At 25.3% G+C, this 17552-nt stretch carries 17 protein-coding genes and 1 tRNA gene; 12 read left to right on the top strand and 6 right to left on the bottom strand.

What is annotated here, in order from left to right:
• Positions 1-22: 22 nt before the first annotated feature.
• Positions 23-889, top strand: a complete 867-nt coding sequence (locus ACA135_RS02035) for a heavy metal-binding domain-containing protein (RefSeq protein WP_409198644.1) — start codon at positions 23-25, stop codon at positions 887-889.
• On the opposite strand, the gene ACA135_RS02030 is transcribed toward ACA135_RS02035, so the two are convergent.
• Positions 886-1650, bottom strand: coding sequence for a sulfite exporter TauE/SafE family protein (locus tag ACA135_RS02030; RefSeq protein ID WP_409199070.1), 765 nt, complete (start codon positions 1648-1650; stop codon positions 886-888). The genes ACA135_RS02035 and ACA135_RS02030 overlap by 4 nt on opposite strands.
• Positions 1651-1851: 201 nt before the next feature.
• On the opposite strand from ACA135_RS02030, the gene ACA135_RS02025 reads away from it, so the two are divergent.
• Complete coding sequence (locus tag ACA135_RS02025) at positions 1852-2952, top strand: hypothetical protein (protein ID WP_409198643.1); 1101 nt, start codon at positions 1852-1854, stop codon at positions 2950-2952.
• A gap of 52 nt (positions 2953-3004) precedes the next feature.
• Positions 3005-4993, top strand: a complete 1989-nt coding sequence (locus ACA135_RS02020) for an MJ1255/VC2487 family glycosyltransferase (protein ID WP_409198642.1) — start codon at positions 3005-3007, stop codon at positions 4991-4993.
• A gap of 53 nt (positions 4994-5046) precedes the next feature.
• Here ACA135_RS02020 and ACA135_RS02015 read toward each other — a convergent pair whose 3' ends face one another.
• From ACA135_RS02015 to ACA135_RS02000, 4 genes are all read right to left on the bottom strand, one after another.
• On the bottom strand, positions 5047-5979 hold the full coding sequence (locus ACA135_RS02015) for a transcription initiation factor IIB (RefSeq protein ID WP_409199069.1): 933 nt from the start codon (positions 5977-5979) through the stop codon (positions 5047-5049).
• A 20-nt stretch (positions 5980-5999) separates the two neighbouring features.
• Complete coding sequence (locus ACA135_RS02010) at positions 6000-6320, bottom strand: H/ACA ribonucleoprotein complex subunit GAR1 (RefSeq protein WP_409198641.1); 321 nt, start codon at positions 6318-6320, stop codon at positions 6000-6002.
• A 325-nt stretch (positions 6321-6645) separates the two neighbouring features.
• Positions 6646-7749, bottom strand: coding sequence for a UPF0104 family protein (locus ACA135_RS02005; protein WP_409198640.1), 1104 nt, complete (start codon positions 7747-7749; stop codon positions 6646-6648).
• 77 nt (positions 7750-7826) lie between these two features.
• Positions 7827-8612, bottom strand: coding sequence for an RraA family protein (locus tag ACA135_RS02000; protein ID WP_409198639.1), 786 nt, complete (start codon positions 8610-8612; stop codon positions 7827-7829).
• An 839-nt stretch (positions 8613-9451) separates the two neighbouring features.
• Here ACA135_RS02000 and dnaG point away from each other — a divergent pair.
• From dnaG to ACA135_RS01955, 9 genes are all read left to right on the top strand, one after another.
• A complete protein-coding gene (gene dnaG / locus ACA135_RS01995; protein ID WP_409198638.1) occupies positions 9452-10744 on the top strand; it encodes a DNA primase DnaG in 1293 nt (430 codons plus the stop codon).
• 248 nt (positions 10745-10992) lie between these two features.
• The gene (gene xerA / locus ACA135_RS01990; RefSeq protein ID WP_409198637.1) at positions 10993-11889 is read left to right on the top strand and encodes a site-specific tyrosine recombinase/integron integrase; all 897 of its coding nucleotides are present in this window, start codon (positions 10993-10995) and stop codon (positions 11887-11889) included.
• Between the two features lie 182 nt (positions 11890-12071).
• Entirely contained in the window at positions 12072-13439 is a 1368-nt protein-coding gene (locus tag ACA135_RS01985) for a MurT ligase domain-containing protein (RefSeq protein ID WP_409198636.1), read from the top strand.
• Between the two features lie 18 nt (positions 13440-13457).
• Positions 13458-14270 carry a type 1 glutamine amidotransferase gene (locus ACA135_RS01980; protein ID WP_409198635.1) on the top strand — a complete coding sequence of 271 codons (813 nt, stop codon included), beginning with the start codon at positions 13458-13460 and terminating at the stop codon, positions 14268-14270.
• Between the two features lie 150 nt (positions 14271-14420).
• Entirely contained in the window at positions 14421-15026 is a 606-nt protein-coding gene (locus ACA135_RS01975; protein WP_409199068.1) for a biotin transporter BioY, read from the top strand.
• Positions 15027-15093: 67 nt separating this feature from the next.
• Entirely contained in the window at positions 15094-15234 is a 141-nt protein-coding gene (locus ACA135_RS01970; RefSeq protein ID WP_409198634.1) for a hypothetical protein, read from the top strand.
• Positions 15235-15267: 33 nt separating this feature from the next.
• Entirely contained in the window at positions 15268-15663 is a 396-nt protein-coding gene (locus tag ACA135_RS01965; RefSeq protein ID WP_409198633.1) for a DUF1284 domain-containing protein, read from the top strand.
• 95 nt (positions 15664-15758) lie between these two features.
• Positions 15759-15830 (top strand) — tRNA-Gln (locus ACA135_RS01960).
• Between the two features lie 113 nt (positions 15831-15943).
• Positions 15944-17215 (top strand): ATP-grasp domain-containing protein, encoded by a 1272-nt coding sequence (locus ACA135_RS01955; RefSeq protein WP_409198632.1) that lies wholly within the window; start codon positions 15944-15946, stop codon positions 17213-17215.
• On the opposite strand, the gene ACA135_RS01950 is transcribed toward ACA135_RS01955, so the two are convergent.
• A complete protein-coding gene (locus ACA135_RS01950) occupies positions 17212-17367 on the bottom strand; it encodes a hypothetical protein (RefSeq protein WP_409198631.1) in 156 nt (51 codons plus the stop codon). The two genes, ACA135_RS01955 and ACA135_RS01950, sit on opposite strands and share 4 nt — an antisense overlap.
• Positions 17368-17552 lie beyond the last annotated feature (185 nt).

The following is a 17552-nucleotide window of genomic DNA, read 5'->3' as shown; positions in this document are numbered from 1 at the left end:
TTTTTTAAATTGAGATAATAAAATGAAATTAAATACAGATTTGCAAAAAAGATTGGATGATTTTGGAGAGGCAACATTCTGTATAACACTTGGAACTATCGCTGGATTATTAACATATGAATTCTGTTTAATGATCCATTTAGATATTTTTGGTTGGAATTTAGGATTAGTTTTCTCACCATTAGTAGCAGGTTATGTAGAAACTTATTTTGCACAAAAATATATGAAAGAAACCACTGGAGCTGTTAGTGCATTTATATTGTTTGCTGTAACAGTAGTTTATGGATTCATAATCGCTAATCCAACTTTAGGATTTAATTTTATAACAATTGGAAGCGTAATTGTAATATTACAAGCTGCAATTCCTACTTTAATTAATTATTTCATAATAATTATAATTTTAGCTATGATATCTTATATTTCAGGAATATTTAAAAAAATAACAGGTTTTTTATATAAAATTTATATAAAAATCAAATCAAAAATAACTGGAGAAGAACTTCCACTTATAAAACCTGATAAAAATATAAACAATTTTGATGAAAATTTACAAATTGATATTAACGATTTAGGAATATTACTTTTAAGTACTACCCATTTATGGAATCAGGAAGTAATAAAATATAATGGAATTTATGAAGGCAAAATTATTTATAAAGCTAAACATCCTATGGGTTTTGACAAAGACGAAGAGTTATTATTGAAAGATTTACGAAAAATTAAAGATCAAGCCATAGCAAATTTATGCAAAGAAGCAAAAAATGATGGATGTAATGGGATTTTAGATTTAACATTAGAGTATGATATATTAGATGGTAATGGAACCATTTGTAATGTTACTGCTCATGGTACTGGAGTAGTTATTGAAAAAAGTAAGACTTGGTCTTAAATTATCATTTTAATTGCAAGAATAACTAATAATATTGCAAATATTTCTTGTAATCTTCTTTCAGGTAATTTATGGGACAAGTTTGCACCAAGATACGCGCATGGAATTGAAAACAAAATTATTACAAAAAAGTTTACTAAACTAACATAACCTAATGAATATGGTAAAGTATTTACCCCTAATCCTGTAATTATATATGAACTTACCCCACCAACAGCAGCTAATGAAATAAATACACTAGAAATACCTATTGATTCTATCATGGAAAATCCTAAAATTACAGATAGAATTGTTACAATAAATACCCCTCCACCAATTCCAAGTAAACCAGAAAGCAATCCCACACTTACACCAATTAGTGCTGCAGATAATATATTGAATTTAATTTTAGGTTTAGTTTTTCCTGTTTTTTTGTTTAAAAACATGTTAATTGCAATAATTATTAAAACTATTCCAAAAAATATTTGTAATATTCTTGTAGGAGCATAGGATGCTAGAAAACCTCCTAAGAATCCTCCAAATATGCCGAATATACCTAAAATAATTCCAGGCTTTAAAATATTTTTTAATTCTTTATTATGTTTATATGCTCCACTAATAGAAGTGGGTATAATTATTGCTAAACTTGTACCAAAAGATACCATTAAAGCCAGACTTGAATCTACACCTAAAGATGTTAAAAGGAAAAATTGTAGAGGAACCATTATAAATCCTCCTCCTACACCTAATAAACCTGATGCTATACCTGCTATAATCCCAATGAAAATTAAACCAATAAAATAAAATAATGTGAAAATATTTATTCTCCTCCATATTAATTTTTTAAATTATTTTTTAAATAAAATAAAAATGATTATATTACTTAAAGTTAATATTTTAAATAACTTAAATTTTATTCTTTAAAAAAATTATAAGAATTAAATTTCAAAAATAAATACCTTTTTTAAGGATTCTGGTAAAAAATGTTTAAATTGAATAAATATCAAAAATTGGGTTTTGTTTGCATCATATTATCTATAATCCTATTTTTTTCAAATAGTGTGGATTTAGTTATACGTCCATTTTTACATTTAATATTAATGGGTTCTTCTAAAGGTAAAGATATTTTATTTTTTGCTATTTTTGGAATATTCTTAATTTTTAGTGAAATGGAAAATTGGAATATTATTAAAAAAATACCTTGGCCAAATTTTTTAAAAAAAGATCATGATTTTTATTTAAAATTAGGTTTTTTATTATTATTAAGTTTAGCTTTATGGGGATTAATTACTGAAGTAATAATAAGATATAATTTTGGTATTGGAGTTTTCACTATATTCACTTCAATGGATCCAAGTATGACTAGTACTAGCTTACTTCATTCCCATGTTTATAAATCAGTGCTAGGAACTTTGATTAATGCAGTATTAGTTAGTATTCCTCAGGGAATACATATTGGAAATTCATTATCTCAGTATGTACCGTGGTATACTAAGTATTTATTTGTTTTAATACCAGTACTTTTCTTAATAATGTTAAAAAGCCTTCAAAATAAAACTAAGTTCACTAGATTATTCTTATCAATGACTATGACACTTGGATTGATTGGAGTTATGGATGGAGGTTTTTTTTCAACCCCCTGTGTTGGAGGACTATATGGATTTTTAGTAGTTTATTATGATTATTCAAGCTTTACTTATTGGATTGGGAGAATATTTGGAATTAAAAAATGGGTAGAAAATGAAAAAGATAATATTAATATTCCGAAAAAATGGAATGATTATAAAAAGATATTTAAGGTTCTTCTTCCTCATTTAATTTTAATATTTATCATATTATTAAGGTTCTCAGTAGCATTTATAGGTTCAAATCCAGAATATTATGATGTTACAATTATGAACCCATCAGATAATTGTGATTTAAGCCAATATAATACATTAAATATAACAGAAACAGATAATAGTATACATGCACAGTTTAATTCAAATTATAATGAAATGGAATTAGAAAATAGCCTAGCTAGATCACTGCAAGGTAAATGTGATTGGTTTAGTGAAAGTTGGAATATTTATTCTTATTTATAATAAGATTATAGGAAAATTTGTATTTTATAAATTTATTTTTTAGATGATGAAAATGAAGTTAAGTATTATTATACCTACATATAACGAGGAAAAATATCTTCCAAGCTTATTAAAAAGTATTAAATCTCAAAATTTTGAAAGTTATGAAATCATTGTTGCAGACAATGATTCTAATGATAATACAGTGAAAATTGCTGAAGATTATAATTGTAAAATTGTTCAAGGAGGATTACCTGCAGTTGGTCGTAATAATGGTGCTAAAATTGCTAAAGGTGAAATATTATTATTTTTAGATTCTGATTTAAGATTAACTCCTAATTATTTAGAAGATTTAGTAGCTGAATTTGAAGGAGAATTGTTAGGTATTGGTATTACACAAATGACTCCAATGTCTGAAAAACATAAAGATAAATTTTTACATGATTTGGCTAACTGGTTCATGATAGCTGCAGAAAATATTAAACCTCATGGTGCAGGCTGTTATGGAATAGTATCTAAAAGATATTTACATGAAATTGCTGGAGGTTTTGATGAAAGATTAACATTTGGTGAAGATACTGATTATATTGAAAGATTATCTAAATTAGAAGAGTTTAAAGTTTTAAGAAAACCTAAGATTTGTGTATCCACCCGAAGATTAGAAGAAGAAGGATTATATAGTTTATTGAAGACTTATGGTAAAAGTACTATTAATGATTTTAGAGGAAAACGTACTAGTGCTGAAGAACTAAATTATAAATTTGGACATGAACCTATAACAGCATTAGAAAAAAATGATTTAGATCAAATTGCTGAAAAATCAAAAATGAATATTGGTAAAGGTACTTTTCATCAAAAACATAATCTTAAACAAAAACATCTTCCGACTAATTTAAGTGATGATAAGAAATTTAGAAGTATTTCTAAACTTAAACATAATACTCCTAAACATGATTATTCAGCTAAACCAATTAAAAAAGAGAGTAAAAATTTAAAAAATAATAAAAGAAAAAGAATTTTTTACTCAATTTGTGGAGAAGGTATGGGTCATGCAATTAGAAGTAGTGTTATTATTGAGGAATTAATAAAACATCATGATGTATATATTTTTTCAAGTGATAGAGCTTACAAATATTTAAACAATAAATTTGATAATGTTTTTGAAATTGGTGGATTTAACACTGTTTATGAGAATAATACTGTTAAAAATAAGGCTACTTTTTTAAAAGCTATTAAAGCTAATCCAACTAATTTAAAAGAGGGTTATGATGTTTTATATAAAGAATCTCAAATTGTTAAACCTAATTTGATTATTTCAGATTTTGAGAATTATGCTAGTATGTTAAGTAAATTAATTAATGTTCCTATGATTAGTTTAGATAATATTCATATGATTACCCAAACTGATTATGATTACCCTAAAAATCATGAAATGGATATGTTAGTTGCTAAAGCTGTAGTTAAAGCTTACATAATACGTCCTGAAAAACATATTTTAACTAGTTTCTTTTTCCCTCCACTTAGACACCCTGAAATTACTGCAATTTACCCTCCAGTTATTCGTGAGGATATTATGAAATTAAAACCTGAAAATAAAGATCATATTGTTGTTTATCAAACTAGTGATTCTAATATTGAATTAATGAAAAATTTGAAGAAGGTTAAAGAGAATTTTATTGTTTATGGTTTTAATAAAGATCTGGTTGATGGGAATTTAACTTATCGTTCATTTAATGAAGATGCCATTTATGAAGATATGCGTACTGCTAAAGCTATTTTAACTAATGGTGGTTTCACAATGATTTCAGAAGCTATTTATCTTAAAAAACCTGTTTATAGTATTCCTGCTAATGGTAACTTTGAACAAATCCTTAATGGTTATTATGTTAAAAAATTAGGTTATGGAGAATTCCATAATAATTTTAACAATAAGTTAATTCGTAAGTTTATAAAAAATATTCCCAAATATCGTGAAAATTTAGATAAAGTCAAAAATACAGATAATTCTGCTATCTTAAATGAAGTAGAACGTGATATTCAAAAATTTAGTAAAGATTATTAATGTATATTAGTAATTTAAAAAAAAAGTTTATGGGAAGTAAAATTTTTAAATGTTTATAATGTTACTCCCATGTCTAATTGTTCTGTGAGTTCCTTATAACGATTTCTTATTGTTACTTCAGTAACTCCTGCAATGTCCGCTACATCTCTTTGTGTTTTTCTTTCCCCAAGTAGTACAGAAGCTATGTATAAAGCTGCTGCTGCAACACCTGTTGGACCTCTACCTGATGTTAATCCTTTTTCCATTGCTTTTTCTATTATTTCAATAGATCTTGATTGTACTTCACCTGATAATCCGAGTTCACTTGCAAATCTAGGTACATAATCGACTGGTGATGTTGGAGGTAATTTAATATTTAATTCTCTTGTTAAGAATCTGTATGTTCTTCCAACTTCTTTTTTACTTACTCTAGAAACTTCTGCAATTTCATCTAAAGTACGAGGAACTTTACATCTTCTACAAGCAGCATATAATGAAGCTGCTACAACTCCTTCAATACTTCTTCCTCTGATGAGTTTATTTTCTACTGCACTTCTGTATACTACAGATGCAGCTTCTCTTACACTTCTTGGAAGTCCTAATCTTGATGAATCTCTGTCTAGTTCACTTAATGCAAATGCTAAGTTACGTTCTGTTGCTCCAGATATTCTTATTTTTCTTTGCCATTTTCTGAGTCTATACCATTGAGCTCTATTTCTTGCAGGGATATCTCTTCCATAAATATCTTTGTTTCTCCAATCAATCATTGTACTTAAACCTTTATCGTGAATGGTGTAAGTAATTGGAGCTCCTACACGGGTACGTTTATCTCTTTGTTCATGGTCGAATGCTCTCCATTCTGGACCCATATCTACTAAATTTTCATCAATAACTAAACCGCAGTTAGCACAAACGACTTCTGCACGCTCATAATCACCAATTAAATCTTCTGATCCACATTCAGGGCATCTTGTTTGTTTTTCGGTGACTGATACATCATGTATCATTCTTTCTTTTTCAGAGATGTTTACTGGCTTTTTGCCTTTTTTGTTGTATTTTTGTTCCATCTCTTCCATTTCTTTTTTCGTGCTTTTTTCCCCCGTTTATTTTTATTAGGTGATACATACAGTTTTTCACCAATCATATTTTCTAATTCTTCTTTATTTGTTGAACGGAATAATTTAATAGAAACATAAGGATTTTTTACTGGACCAAATACATCGTTTACTTTACCAATCTTTTTTTTGTTTTCTGTTAAAACATAAGCTCCTGAAGGAGGTGTTTGAGTGGTGGTTGCTATGAGTTTACCAGATTTTGCTATATGTGAAATATTCCCTAAAACTTTCATAAAAATCAATTAAAATAGATGAGTATGTATATATAAAATTCTACATTCATCATATATAAACTTTACGATAATATTAAATATAAATTTAAAACCCATTTAAAAATATTACTATTTAGTTTAAATAGAAAAAATTCTCTTAATTCGTTTGAAACTATAGTAATAATTTACTCTGTATAAAAGTAACATCAATTTACTATAATAATTAAATTTGATTAAATAAACATAGGAATATAAACAAAAAATCAAAGATATTAAATGAATTATTAAATAACGCAATAAAAATAGCCCAATTAATTAAAAAATCAAAATAATGATTAAAAATATTTTAATCAGTTATTAACTTTTGATTTTTCTTTTCTAAACGTTTTTTAGAAAAAATTTTAACATAATATAAACTAGCTAAAATACCTAAAACAGTAGGGAAAACATAAGAAGCTAATCTTTCAAGGGCAGAAGCAGCTAATACTTGATCTGCAAAAATTCCTACAGGAACAAATAATGCTATCATTACAATTTCTGTAATTCCTAAAGATCCAGGTAAAGTAGGTAAAAATGATAAAAGTATAGCAATAGTATAAACTGTGATAAAAGGCGCAATAGGAGGATGTATACCTATAGCCATAAATGCTAAATAAGAATTGGATAAATCTAAAAACCAACAAATTAAAGCTAAAATAATACCTTTTACAAATAAATTTTTATCTTCAACCATCATACGGAAACTTGAATTGAAATTGTTAATATAATTATTTGCAGTTTCAATTAAATGACTTTGATTATAAGTTTTTCTAGTAAATTTCTCTATAAATGGTAAGAAGAAATTTATGGTTTTTTCAGCTAAATTCATAGACCATTCTTTATTAAAACCTGTGTAAATCACGATTAAAAATAAAGAGAATACTGCAATAATTAAAAATAATAAGAAAATTTTAGATATTATGCCTAAATTCCATGTTATTATACTAATTATTGCAAGTAAACTAATTAATACAAAAGGAAACATTTCAAAAACTCTATCAGCCATAGTTGAAGCAAAACCAACTTCAAATGGAGTTCCATTATACTCCTTAAGTACATATGCCCTTAATGGTTCCCCACCAATAGCTCCAGGAGTTATATTATTCCCAAAAATACTAGTAAGTAATATGCCAACGACATTTTTAAACCCCGGTGAGTCATGCATATGATATAAAATAATTTTCCACCTATAAGCCCATAATAAAATTACAATTATTTGAACTATGAATGTTAAACCTAAAAGAAAGAGATTTGTATGGCTTAAATTAGCTATTATAGAATCTAATCCAGATAAAGCCACCATTACAAATAACATTGAAAGAACAATTATAAAGCTTACAATAATAGCATATTTATTATCTAAAATAAATGAATATATTGTTTGGGCATTACTTTTTTCAGATGAAGTCAAAAATACAACCTCTTTTTTATAATATAAAATGTAGTGAATAATGAAAAAAATGAAGGATAAAAATAAAAAATTTATGTTTATTTAAGCCCTACTATAGTAGATAAAGATTTTCCAGCCTTTAGTTGGTTAATAATTTTTGATTCATTGATTTTGATTTTTAAAGTTTCTAAGATAACTTTAGAAAATATAGATTTTTGAACAATAACTACTCCACTTTCATCAGCATAAATAAAGTCACCAGGACTTATTAAATAATTTTCTATTTGTAAATTCACATTTAATTCCCCAATACCTGAAGGTTTACCTGCATTAGGTAATGTTTCTAATGCAAAAACAGGATAATCTAAATGTAATAGCACATCAATATCTCTTGTGGCACCATAAACAGCAGTTCCCACTATTCCCTTTTCTTTAGCACAAGTTGAAGCTAATTCTCCCCAAACTGCTGCTGGTTCTCCAGTGGTAGATAATAGTAGAAAATCTCCTTCTTTTGCAGCATCTATTGCTAAAAGTGAAGCTCCCCAATCTTTTGAAGATGCTTTAGATGTTACTACCCTACCATAAGCTCTTTGATTATTAATAGATTTCAAACCTTTTATAACCCCAGATTCTCCTGTTACTGCATTAACTGCATCTGATATTTGACATGCAGAAGCGGTTTCTAAAATAATTTTTAACTCTTGATATTGTTCAATATTATTTTTAGATTCATTTAAAGTTAAATCTTCAATATTAAAAGTTTTATTAATTAATCGTGGATCATCTAAACTTATTGTACTAAAATCTTTTAAATCAGATAAATCATCAAATTTATTATTTATGTTATTTAAAAAAGTTTTTGCTGATAATTTTCCTTTTGACATCAATTCACACCTCAAATTTTTTTTTTATGATAAAAATTAATCTTTTAATTAGTAATAAAATATGGAATTTTTATTAATTATTTATTAACTATTAATTTTTTATTTTAAAAGTATATAATTATTTTTAAATTAATTAATAAGAAAATTGGAAAATTAAATTTATAATGTTAAAACATGAAAGATAATAAAATATTTTATATACCTGTTTATACAAAAATTTAGTTAGATACTAATAATCATATTATACTCAAAAATTGAGTTTATAAATTTACAATTTACTAAATATTACAAAAATTAATTAATGAAGTTAAACAAAAGACAGGAGAATTAATTAAGGGATTTAACAAGAATTAAAAAGAAAAATCAATTAAAAAATAATAAATTAAGGTTATTTTAGAATTTTTTTAAAAATTTAGGTATATAAAAATTTTAATTAAAAATTATAAAAATTTAATAAAAAATATAAAAATAAGCTTACTAATTGATTTAAAAAAATATAAAAATTTTTTTTAATAAAAACTTTTTAAAAATGAAAAACTAAAGATTTTTCTATAAAAAAAGTTCATGTTATTAATATTCTCAACTTCAAAATAAGTAAAAGTAAATTCTATTTTTTAAGTATATTTGATGTATCATTGTCTAATTGATAAAAATTAGATTTAGCTTTAACAAATAGCTATTATAAAATATTATTATCAAAATACAATTACAAAAGTATAATTTAACAATTAAATAATTAATTGTTTTTCTGAGTATTATAAATTAATTATAAAAAATAATATTACAGGATTTTAAATTATCTCTAAAAGTATCTAAGCTTAATAAAACGGAGGCTTAAGATGGGAAAAGGAGAAGAATTAACTACAACTAAATATCTTATTCATGCACAAATAAATGCAAATGGAATCGTGGAAAAACCTGATGTGGTTGGTGCGGTTTTTGGACAAACTGAAGGTCTTTTAAGTAATGATTTAGATTTAAGAGAACTTCAAAGAACAGGTAGAATTGGAAGAATCCAAGTTATTATTCATTCCAATGGAGGTAGAGCTAAAGGTGAAATAGTAATTCCATCTAGTTTAGATAGAATTGAAACCGCAATATTAGCTGCATCCCTTGAAACTATTAATCGAGTTGGTCCTTGTGAAGCAGAAATAACTATTCTCAAAGTGGAAGATGTTAGAGCAGTTAAAAGACAACAAGTTGTAAATCGTGCAAAAGAAATTTATACAACTATGATGGAAACATCTTCACCTGAAAGTATGAAAATGATTGAAGAAATCAGAGAATCTATGAGAATTCATGAAATTTCAGAATATGGGGAAGAAAAACTTCCTGCAGGCCCTAGTGTTCATACTTCTGATGCTATTATTGTAGTGGAAGGTAGAAGTGATGTTTTAAACTTATTAAAATATGGTATACGAAATACTGTAGCTGTTGAAGGAGTTAATATTCCTGCAGGTGTTGCAGAATTAACCAAACATCGAACTGTAACTGCTTTTGTTGATGGTGATCGTGGAGGAGAACTTATATTAAAAGAACTTGTTCAAGTTGGAGATGTTGATTATGTTACACAAGCTCCAAGGGGTAAAGAAGTTGAAGATCTTGAAAAAGATGAAGTAATGGTTGCATTACGTGACAAAGTACCTTTAGATCAAGTAATTAATACAATTTCACTTGAAGATAACAAGTCTAAAAATCATAAGTATAACAAATCTAATAACAATAATAACCAATACAATAACAGCAATAATAATTCTAATAATAATAATCGTTACAATCGTAAAAATAATAGATATAATAACAATAATAAACGAAATGGTAACAATAGAATTGACAAAAAACATAATAGTGAAATCAATTCTATGAAAAATATGTTAGGAAAACTTACTGGTACTGGTAATAGTGAAATTTTAGATGATTCCTTAAATATTATTAAAGAAGTTAGCGTTGAAAATCTTTATGATGAACTCAAACAAAACAATCCAGATGCAAATACTGTTATATTTGATGGAGTAATTTCACAAAGATTAGCAGATGTTTCAGCATCTAAGGGAATTAAAAATTTAGTAGCTTTTAAATCAAGTCATATGGTTAAAAAACCTGATAGTTTAAGAATTATTACTGTAAATTAAAAATTATATTAACTTTTTAATCTTTTTTTATTTTTTTATAAATTAAATTCGCTTTTTTTTATATATTCCAAGTTTTTTTTATTATAAAAATTTTTATAAACGCACATACAAATATAACGAACATAAATCATCAATAATCAAATGTTTTAATTAACAATTTAAAAACAGGAAGTGATTATATAGAAGAAACACTAAAATCACGAATAAATTTACCTTCATATGATAAAAATGGGAACAAAGAAAATATTATGAATATTTTCAGTTTCAAAGATATGTTTGAAGAATATTTTATTGATTTAGAAATTAGAAATTACTCCATGAACACTATAAAAACTTATAAATCAATAATACGTAATTTCATAAAATATTTAAATAAACAAGAGGATTTATATGATGAAAAAAGATTTTTAAGAAGTTTTAAAAGATATATACAAATCTTAAAAAGAGATAAACATGTTACACAAAATTACATATATTTAGTAACAGTAGTATGTAAAAAATTTTTAGAATTTAATAAAATATCCTTTTTAAATGAAGTTAAGCCTCCTAAAAGAACAAAATCATTACCTAAATCATTGAATGAAACAGAAGTAGAAAACCTTATAAATTCAGTTACTTGGGATCCAAATTCAGATAGTCAATTAAAACAAAAAACAAAACTTAGAGATAAAGTAATATTAGCTGTACTTTACTCATCTGGATTGAGAATTTCTGAATTAGTAAATTTAATTATTAAAGACATAGATTTCGAAGAAAGAACCATTCGAGTTAGAGGAAAAGGGGACAAAGATCGTATTGTACTTTTTGATGAAGATACTAAGAAATTAATAGAACAATACTTAAATGTGAGAAATTCCAAATCAGAATACCTTTTCTTAAATCGTGACAATGATAAAATCACCCCAAGATATATTCAAAGAATGATAAAAATTTATGCTGAAAAAGTAGGTATAAACAAAAGGGTAACCCCTCATATACTTAGACACTCCTTTGCAACACATTTATTAAAAAATGGTGTAGACATTAGAGTAATACAACAATTACTTGGCCATTCTAGTTTGTCAACAACACAAATTTATACCAGTGTGGATATGGATACAATAAAAGAGATTTATGACATAGCAAAACATCAACACCATTTATAAAAATAAATAAACAAGCATTTCATCTTAAAAAAAATAAAGGATTCTAAAAAATTAAGTATAAAAGAAAAATAAAATCCTGTATTAACATTATTAACAAAAAGATTTAAATATTAAATAAAATAATTGTAATGTGTTAAAGAAACATTTAATAAATAAAATCTCAGAATAATAGGGATGATTAAATGAAAGGGGATTTAAACACAAAATTTTCTATGTATGCAGGAAAATTTACCTACAAAATTTTAAAAATGAGTGGGAAAAAAGGAACTGCATTGCCGGGAAAAGTAAGTATGAAAATAGAACCTAATCTTCTCTCCAAAATGGTAAATAAATGTGATAGGACTATTATAATTACAGGTACCAATGGAAAAACTACTACTAACAATTTATTAAACCATGTTCTAAATAGTTATTATGAAAATATTGCCTCAAATCTTAATGGTTCAAACTTAATAACTGGGGTAGTTACTTCTTTTATAATAAATAAAAAAAACCATTATGATTGTGGTATATTCGAAGTAGATGAAGGAACAGTTCCAAAAGTTACAAAATATATCAATCCAAATTATATTGTAATAACTAATTTTTTTAGAGATCAACTAGACAGATTTGGTGAAGTAGAAAATACTATTAAAATGGTTCATGATTCTATAACTAATCCTCAAACCGTATTAATATTAAATGCAGATGATCCTTCATGTTTATATTTTAATGATTTACCTAATCCTAAAGTTTATTATAGTCACGGTGAAACAAAAAATTCTAAAAAAGATGTTGAAGTATTAGAATCTGTATTTTGTCCAATCTGTGGTGATAGATTAGAATATGATTTTATTAATTATGGAAACATTGGCCAATATCATTGTAATAACTGTGGGGCCAGCAATCCTTTCTCAGATTATAAATTAATTTCAGTGTCTCCTCATGATGGTTATTATGATTTCACAATTGGATATTGTAATGAACAAAAATCTTTTAGATTAAATGTTATGGGATTATATAATTTATATAATTGTTTAGCTGTCATAGCATTATCTAGTGAATTAGGTTTAAAATATGAAACTATACGAAGTAGAATTCAAAGTTTTGAATATAAATTAGGACGTATGGAAACAATTAAATTAGGAGATAAAGAAGTTGTTCTTGTTTTAAGTAAAAATCCTATAGGTTTAAGTGAAGTTTTTTCTGCTTTTCGTATTAATCCAAGTGAAAAATCAATAATGTTTATTCTAAATGATTATGCTGCAGATGGAAAAGATGTTTCTTGGATTTGGGATGCAAATTTTGATGAAATAAAAAATATTCCAAAAGTGAAAAATTTTTATTGTGCAGGAACTCGAGCTGAAGATGCTGCTTTAAGATTAAAATATGCTAATTTTCCCACTAATAGAATTAAAATTTATCCTGGAAAAGATAGATTTGATTTAAAATCTGGAATTGATCAATTATTGTCTGAAAATAATAGATCTTATATTGTTGGAACTTTTACAGGTATGCCTGAAGCTAGAAAAATTTTATACAGAAAACATGCACAAATTTACGAAAATTAAAAATACTCTAAGATTACTATGAAAATGGAATTGAATATTATAAATATGTATCCAGATATCTTAAATATGTATGGGGATATTGGTAACTTAATATGTATTAATAAAAGATGTGAATGGAGAGGAATTAAGGTTAATCAAACAATTTCAACTATAGGAACAAAAACCGTTGAAGATATAGGTAATATTGATATGATTTTAATTGGAGGAGGTTCAGATAATCAACAAAACATAGTTTCTAAGGATTTACTTGATAAAAGAAGCATGATAGATAATTATATTAATAATGATGGTGTTGTTTTAGCTATCTGTGGTAGTTATCAAATGTTAGGTAATGATTACTGTGATGCTGAAGGTAATGATATTCCCTGCTTAGAATTATTAGATATTAAAACAGAATCTAGCAATGAAAGATTGATTGGGAATATTTTAATTGAAAATAATTTAGATTTGAATCCTAAAAGTGTTGTTGGATTTGAGAATCATGGTGGACGTACTTATCATAATTATGAACCGTTTGGTAAAGTTAAGTTAGGTCATGGAAATAATGGTAAAGATAATAAAGAGGGTGTAATTTATAAAAATCTTATAGGTAGCTATTTACATGGCCCATTATTACCAAAAAATCCTCATATTGCTGATTATTTAATATTAAATGCTTTAAAGAATAAATATGATATTGATTCTTTACCTCTTATTGATGATAAAATTGAAATTAAAGCACGTAATGCTATGGCTAACAAATTAATCAAATTACAAAATGATAACGAATTAAGTAAGTATTGGAAATATAAAAAAAAGATAAAAGATTTACGAGAATATAAAAAACATTGAAAAAAAAATAGTATTTAATTTAGAAAATTTTTTATAAAAGTTTTTATAAATTTTATACTAATGGATTATAGAGTAATATCCATTATAATAAGAAACTAATTTTTAAAATAAATTATAAATAATATTTAAAATAGGAGTATTAAAATGAATATAAATATTAATTCATATTATAATAAGAGAGAAATCGCATTTAATAAAATTCAAGATTCTAATACAGTGACAAAAGTTATTATGGCTTTTATAATGGCATGTTTCACTGGTATTATGGCACAATTTATTATTCCTTTACCTTTTACCCCAGTACCTATTACTGGACAAACCTTTGCAGTTTTAATAGCAGGTTTATTTTTAGGTAAAAAGTATGGAGCATTTAGTCAAATATTATATATTGGTATAGGTGCTACTTTGATTCCATGGTTTGCTGGTGCATCAGGCGGAATAGCTACTTTATTAGGATCTACTTGTGGATACTTTGTTGGAATGGTATTAGCTGCATATTTTGTTGGATTAATTTCTGAAAGATATGTTAAATCTAGAAATTTCACTAGAATGACTGCTGTTGTTGCTATTGCAAATTTTGTAATAATTTATATTCCAGGACTTGCAGGATTAGCTGCTTGGTCTTATTTCACACAAGGAATTGTTCTTGGACCTATCGATTTAATTATTATGGGTCTTGCTCCATTTATTATTGGGGATATAGTTAAAATTTTAAGTGCGGGTTTAGTATCTAAGGTATTTTTACCTAAAGCTTAAATATTTTTTACTTTTTTTATTTTTTAATTTATAGTAATATTTTGTCATATTTTTGGGATTTGATAAAATGAATGTTTTAGAATTCTTTGAAAAAGTTAAAGAATCTGATAAAAAATATCAATCAGAAAATCATAAGCATAAGAAGTCTAAAAAGAAAAATTCTTGTAATACTCCATTAGAACAATTATTAATGTATCAAGAATTATGAAAACTTAATTAATTTAAGAGGAATTATATTTTTATGAAAATTAAACTTCGAGCTCATCATTTATTATGCCTTCAAGGATATCAAGGATATGGTTATAGTGATGAATTTGTTAAAAATATGAATTATATAGTGAAAATTTTAAAAAATAAGAATAATTTAGTTGGTTTATGTAATTCAGCAGATGATATTTGTAAATTTTGCCCTAATCTTAATGAAAAAGGTTTTTGTAAAGATTTTAGGACTAATGAAAATATTGTATTAATGGATGAAACAATTTTAAGTAAGATTCAAAATTCTGACAAAGAATTTCAAACAGATGAATTATTTAAAGAAATAAATAATATATTTAATTCTAAATATAGTTTGAAAAGTATTTGTGGGGATTGTGGTTGGATTGATAAATGTTTGTTTTATCAAAAATTTTTATAAAAATTATATTTTTTAAATAAATTATACGATAAGTTTAAATAGGAGATTGAAGAATATAATAATATGTTGTAATCTGTGTATTGCAACTGATTTTTAGTCCCGTAGGGTAGTGGTAATCCTTCTAGGCTTTGGACCCGGAGACGGCGGTTCGACTCCGCTCGGGACTATATTATCTATAAAAAGCTATTTTTTTAACTGTTTTTAAAATTTTTTATATTGCTTTATAAATTCATCTATTTTTTTATAAAATTAAATTAATTTTTAGGAGAATTTGATAATTATGAAAAAATTACTTATTATGGGAGTTAATACTAGACCTCTTGTTAATTCAGCACTTAAGTTAAATTTTGAGGTATATTCCAGTAGTTATTATGCTACTTATGATTTTAATAAACCTTATGATGAAATACATTTACTTAATCAAAAAGTAAATGAGTCTTGTGGCATTTTTGAAGAAAAATATGATCCATTAGAACTTTTGGATAAATCTAGGGATTTTTTAGAAAAAGTGGATTATATTATTTTGTGTGCAGGTATTTCCTCCTCAGATTTTGTAGGTGATTTTAAAAAGTATCGTGGAAAAATTTTAGGTAATAAAAATGTTGGTGAAGTTGAAGATAAATATAAGTTTTATAAACATATTTGTAATAAATTTTTAACCCCTGAAACTTTTAAGATAAAAGATATACATGAAGTTGAAGAAATTCTAAAAAATAATGTAGACAACTCATATATCCTAAAACCACGTAAAGGAAGTGGTGGTTATGGGGTCAACTTATTAAATTATAATACCTTAAATGAATTTAAATGTAATGAAAGAAATAGTGAAAAATTAGAAAAAATTACTGAAAATCAAGAATTAATATTACAAGAAAATATTAAAGGAATAAATATCAGTTCATCCGTATTAAGTAACAATCATGAAACAAAAACCATAATAAATAGTCGATTATTAACAATTAATGATTATCAGAAAAATAAATCCTTTGTTTATAATGGGAATATAATACCATTGAATATTAAAAGTTTACAAAGCTTAAATGAATACACAATACCAAATGATGAAATAGGTATAGATAATTTAAACGAAGACATGAATCAAATATCCCAAGAAATAATTAAAGATTTAAAATTAATTGGATCTAATGGGGTTGACATGATATTATCTGAAAATACCAAAAACAACAACATATTAGAAAATGATATTTATATTATTGAAGTAAACCCTCGTGTACAAGGCACATATGAATGTATTGAAAAACTTTTAAAAATAAATTTATTAGATGCTCATATTAAAGCATGCCAAGGAAAAATAATAGAAATACCGGAATATAACGGGTATAGTTTTAAAAAGATAATATATTCAACAAATACTATAAAAATAGGAAATTTAAATAAAGATAATGTATTTGATATACCTTACCCAAATGTGATAATAGAAAAAAATCAACCTTTAGTCACAATAATAGACCAAGCAAATAATGTAAAAAAATTAATTAAAAATAGTAATGCAATTGAAAGTGCAATAAACGAAAATATTAAAAATATTTAAAAATGAATAACACCTGCTAAATATAATATAAAAAGAATTGTTCCTATAACTAAAATTGCAGTAGTAGCAATTTGAACAATTTGAATTATTATAAACACTTTAGCAACATGATCTGGATCTTTCATAAATTGATCTATAGGGTTTCTTTGCATAAATCCACACTTCTAAAAATTAAGCACTTACAAAAATTTGAAAATTTTTTAGTAATATAATATTAAAAAAACTAATATATAATTTTAAGCATGAAAAAAATTATAAAAAGAGTCATTAAAAAATTTTATATTTAATAATAAAATTTCAGACTCCGTGTTTTATTTTTAGAAAAAAATTAATAAAA

Origin of the sequence: Methanobrevibacter acididurans (genome assembly GCF_046197875.1) — an archaeon.
GTDB classification, from domain to species: domain Archaea; phylum Methanobacteriota; class Methanobacteria; order Methanobacteriales; family Methanobacteriaceae; genus Methanobrevibacter_A; species Methanobrevibacter_A acididurans.
This window is presented reverse-complemented; position numbering and strand designations above follow the sequence as displayed.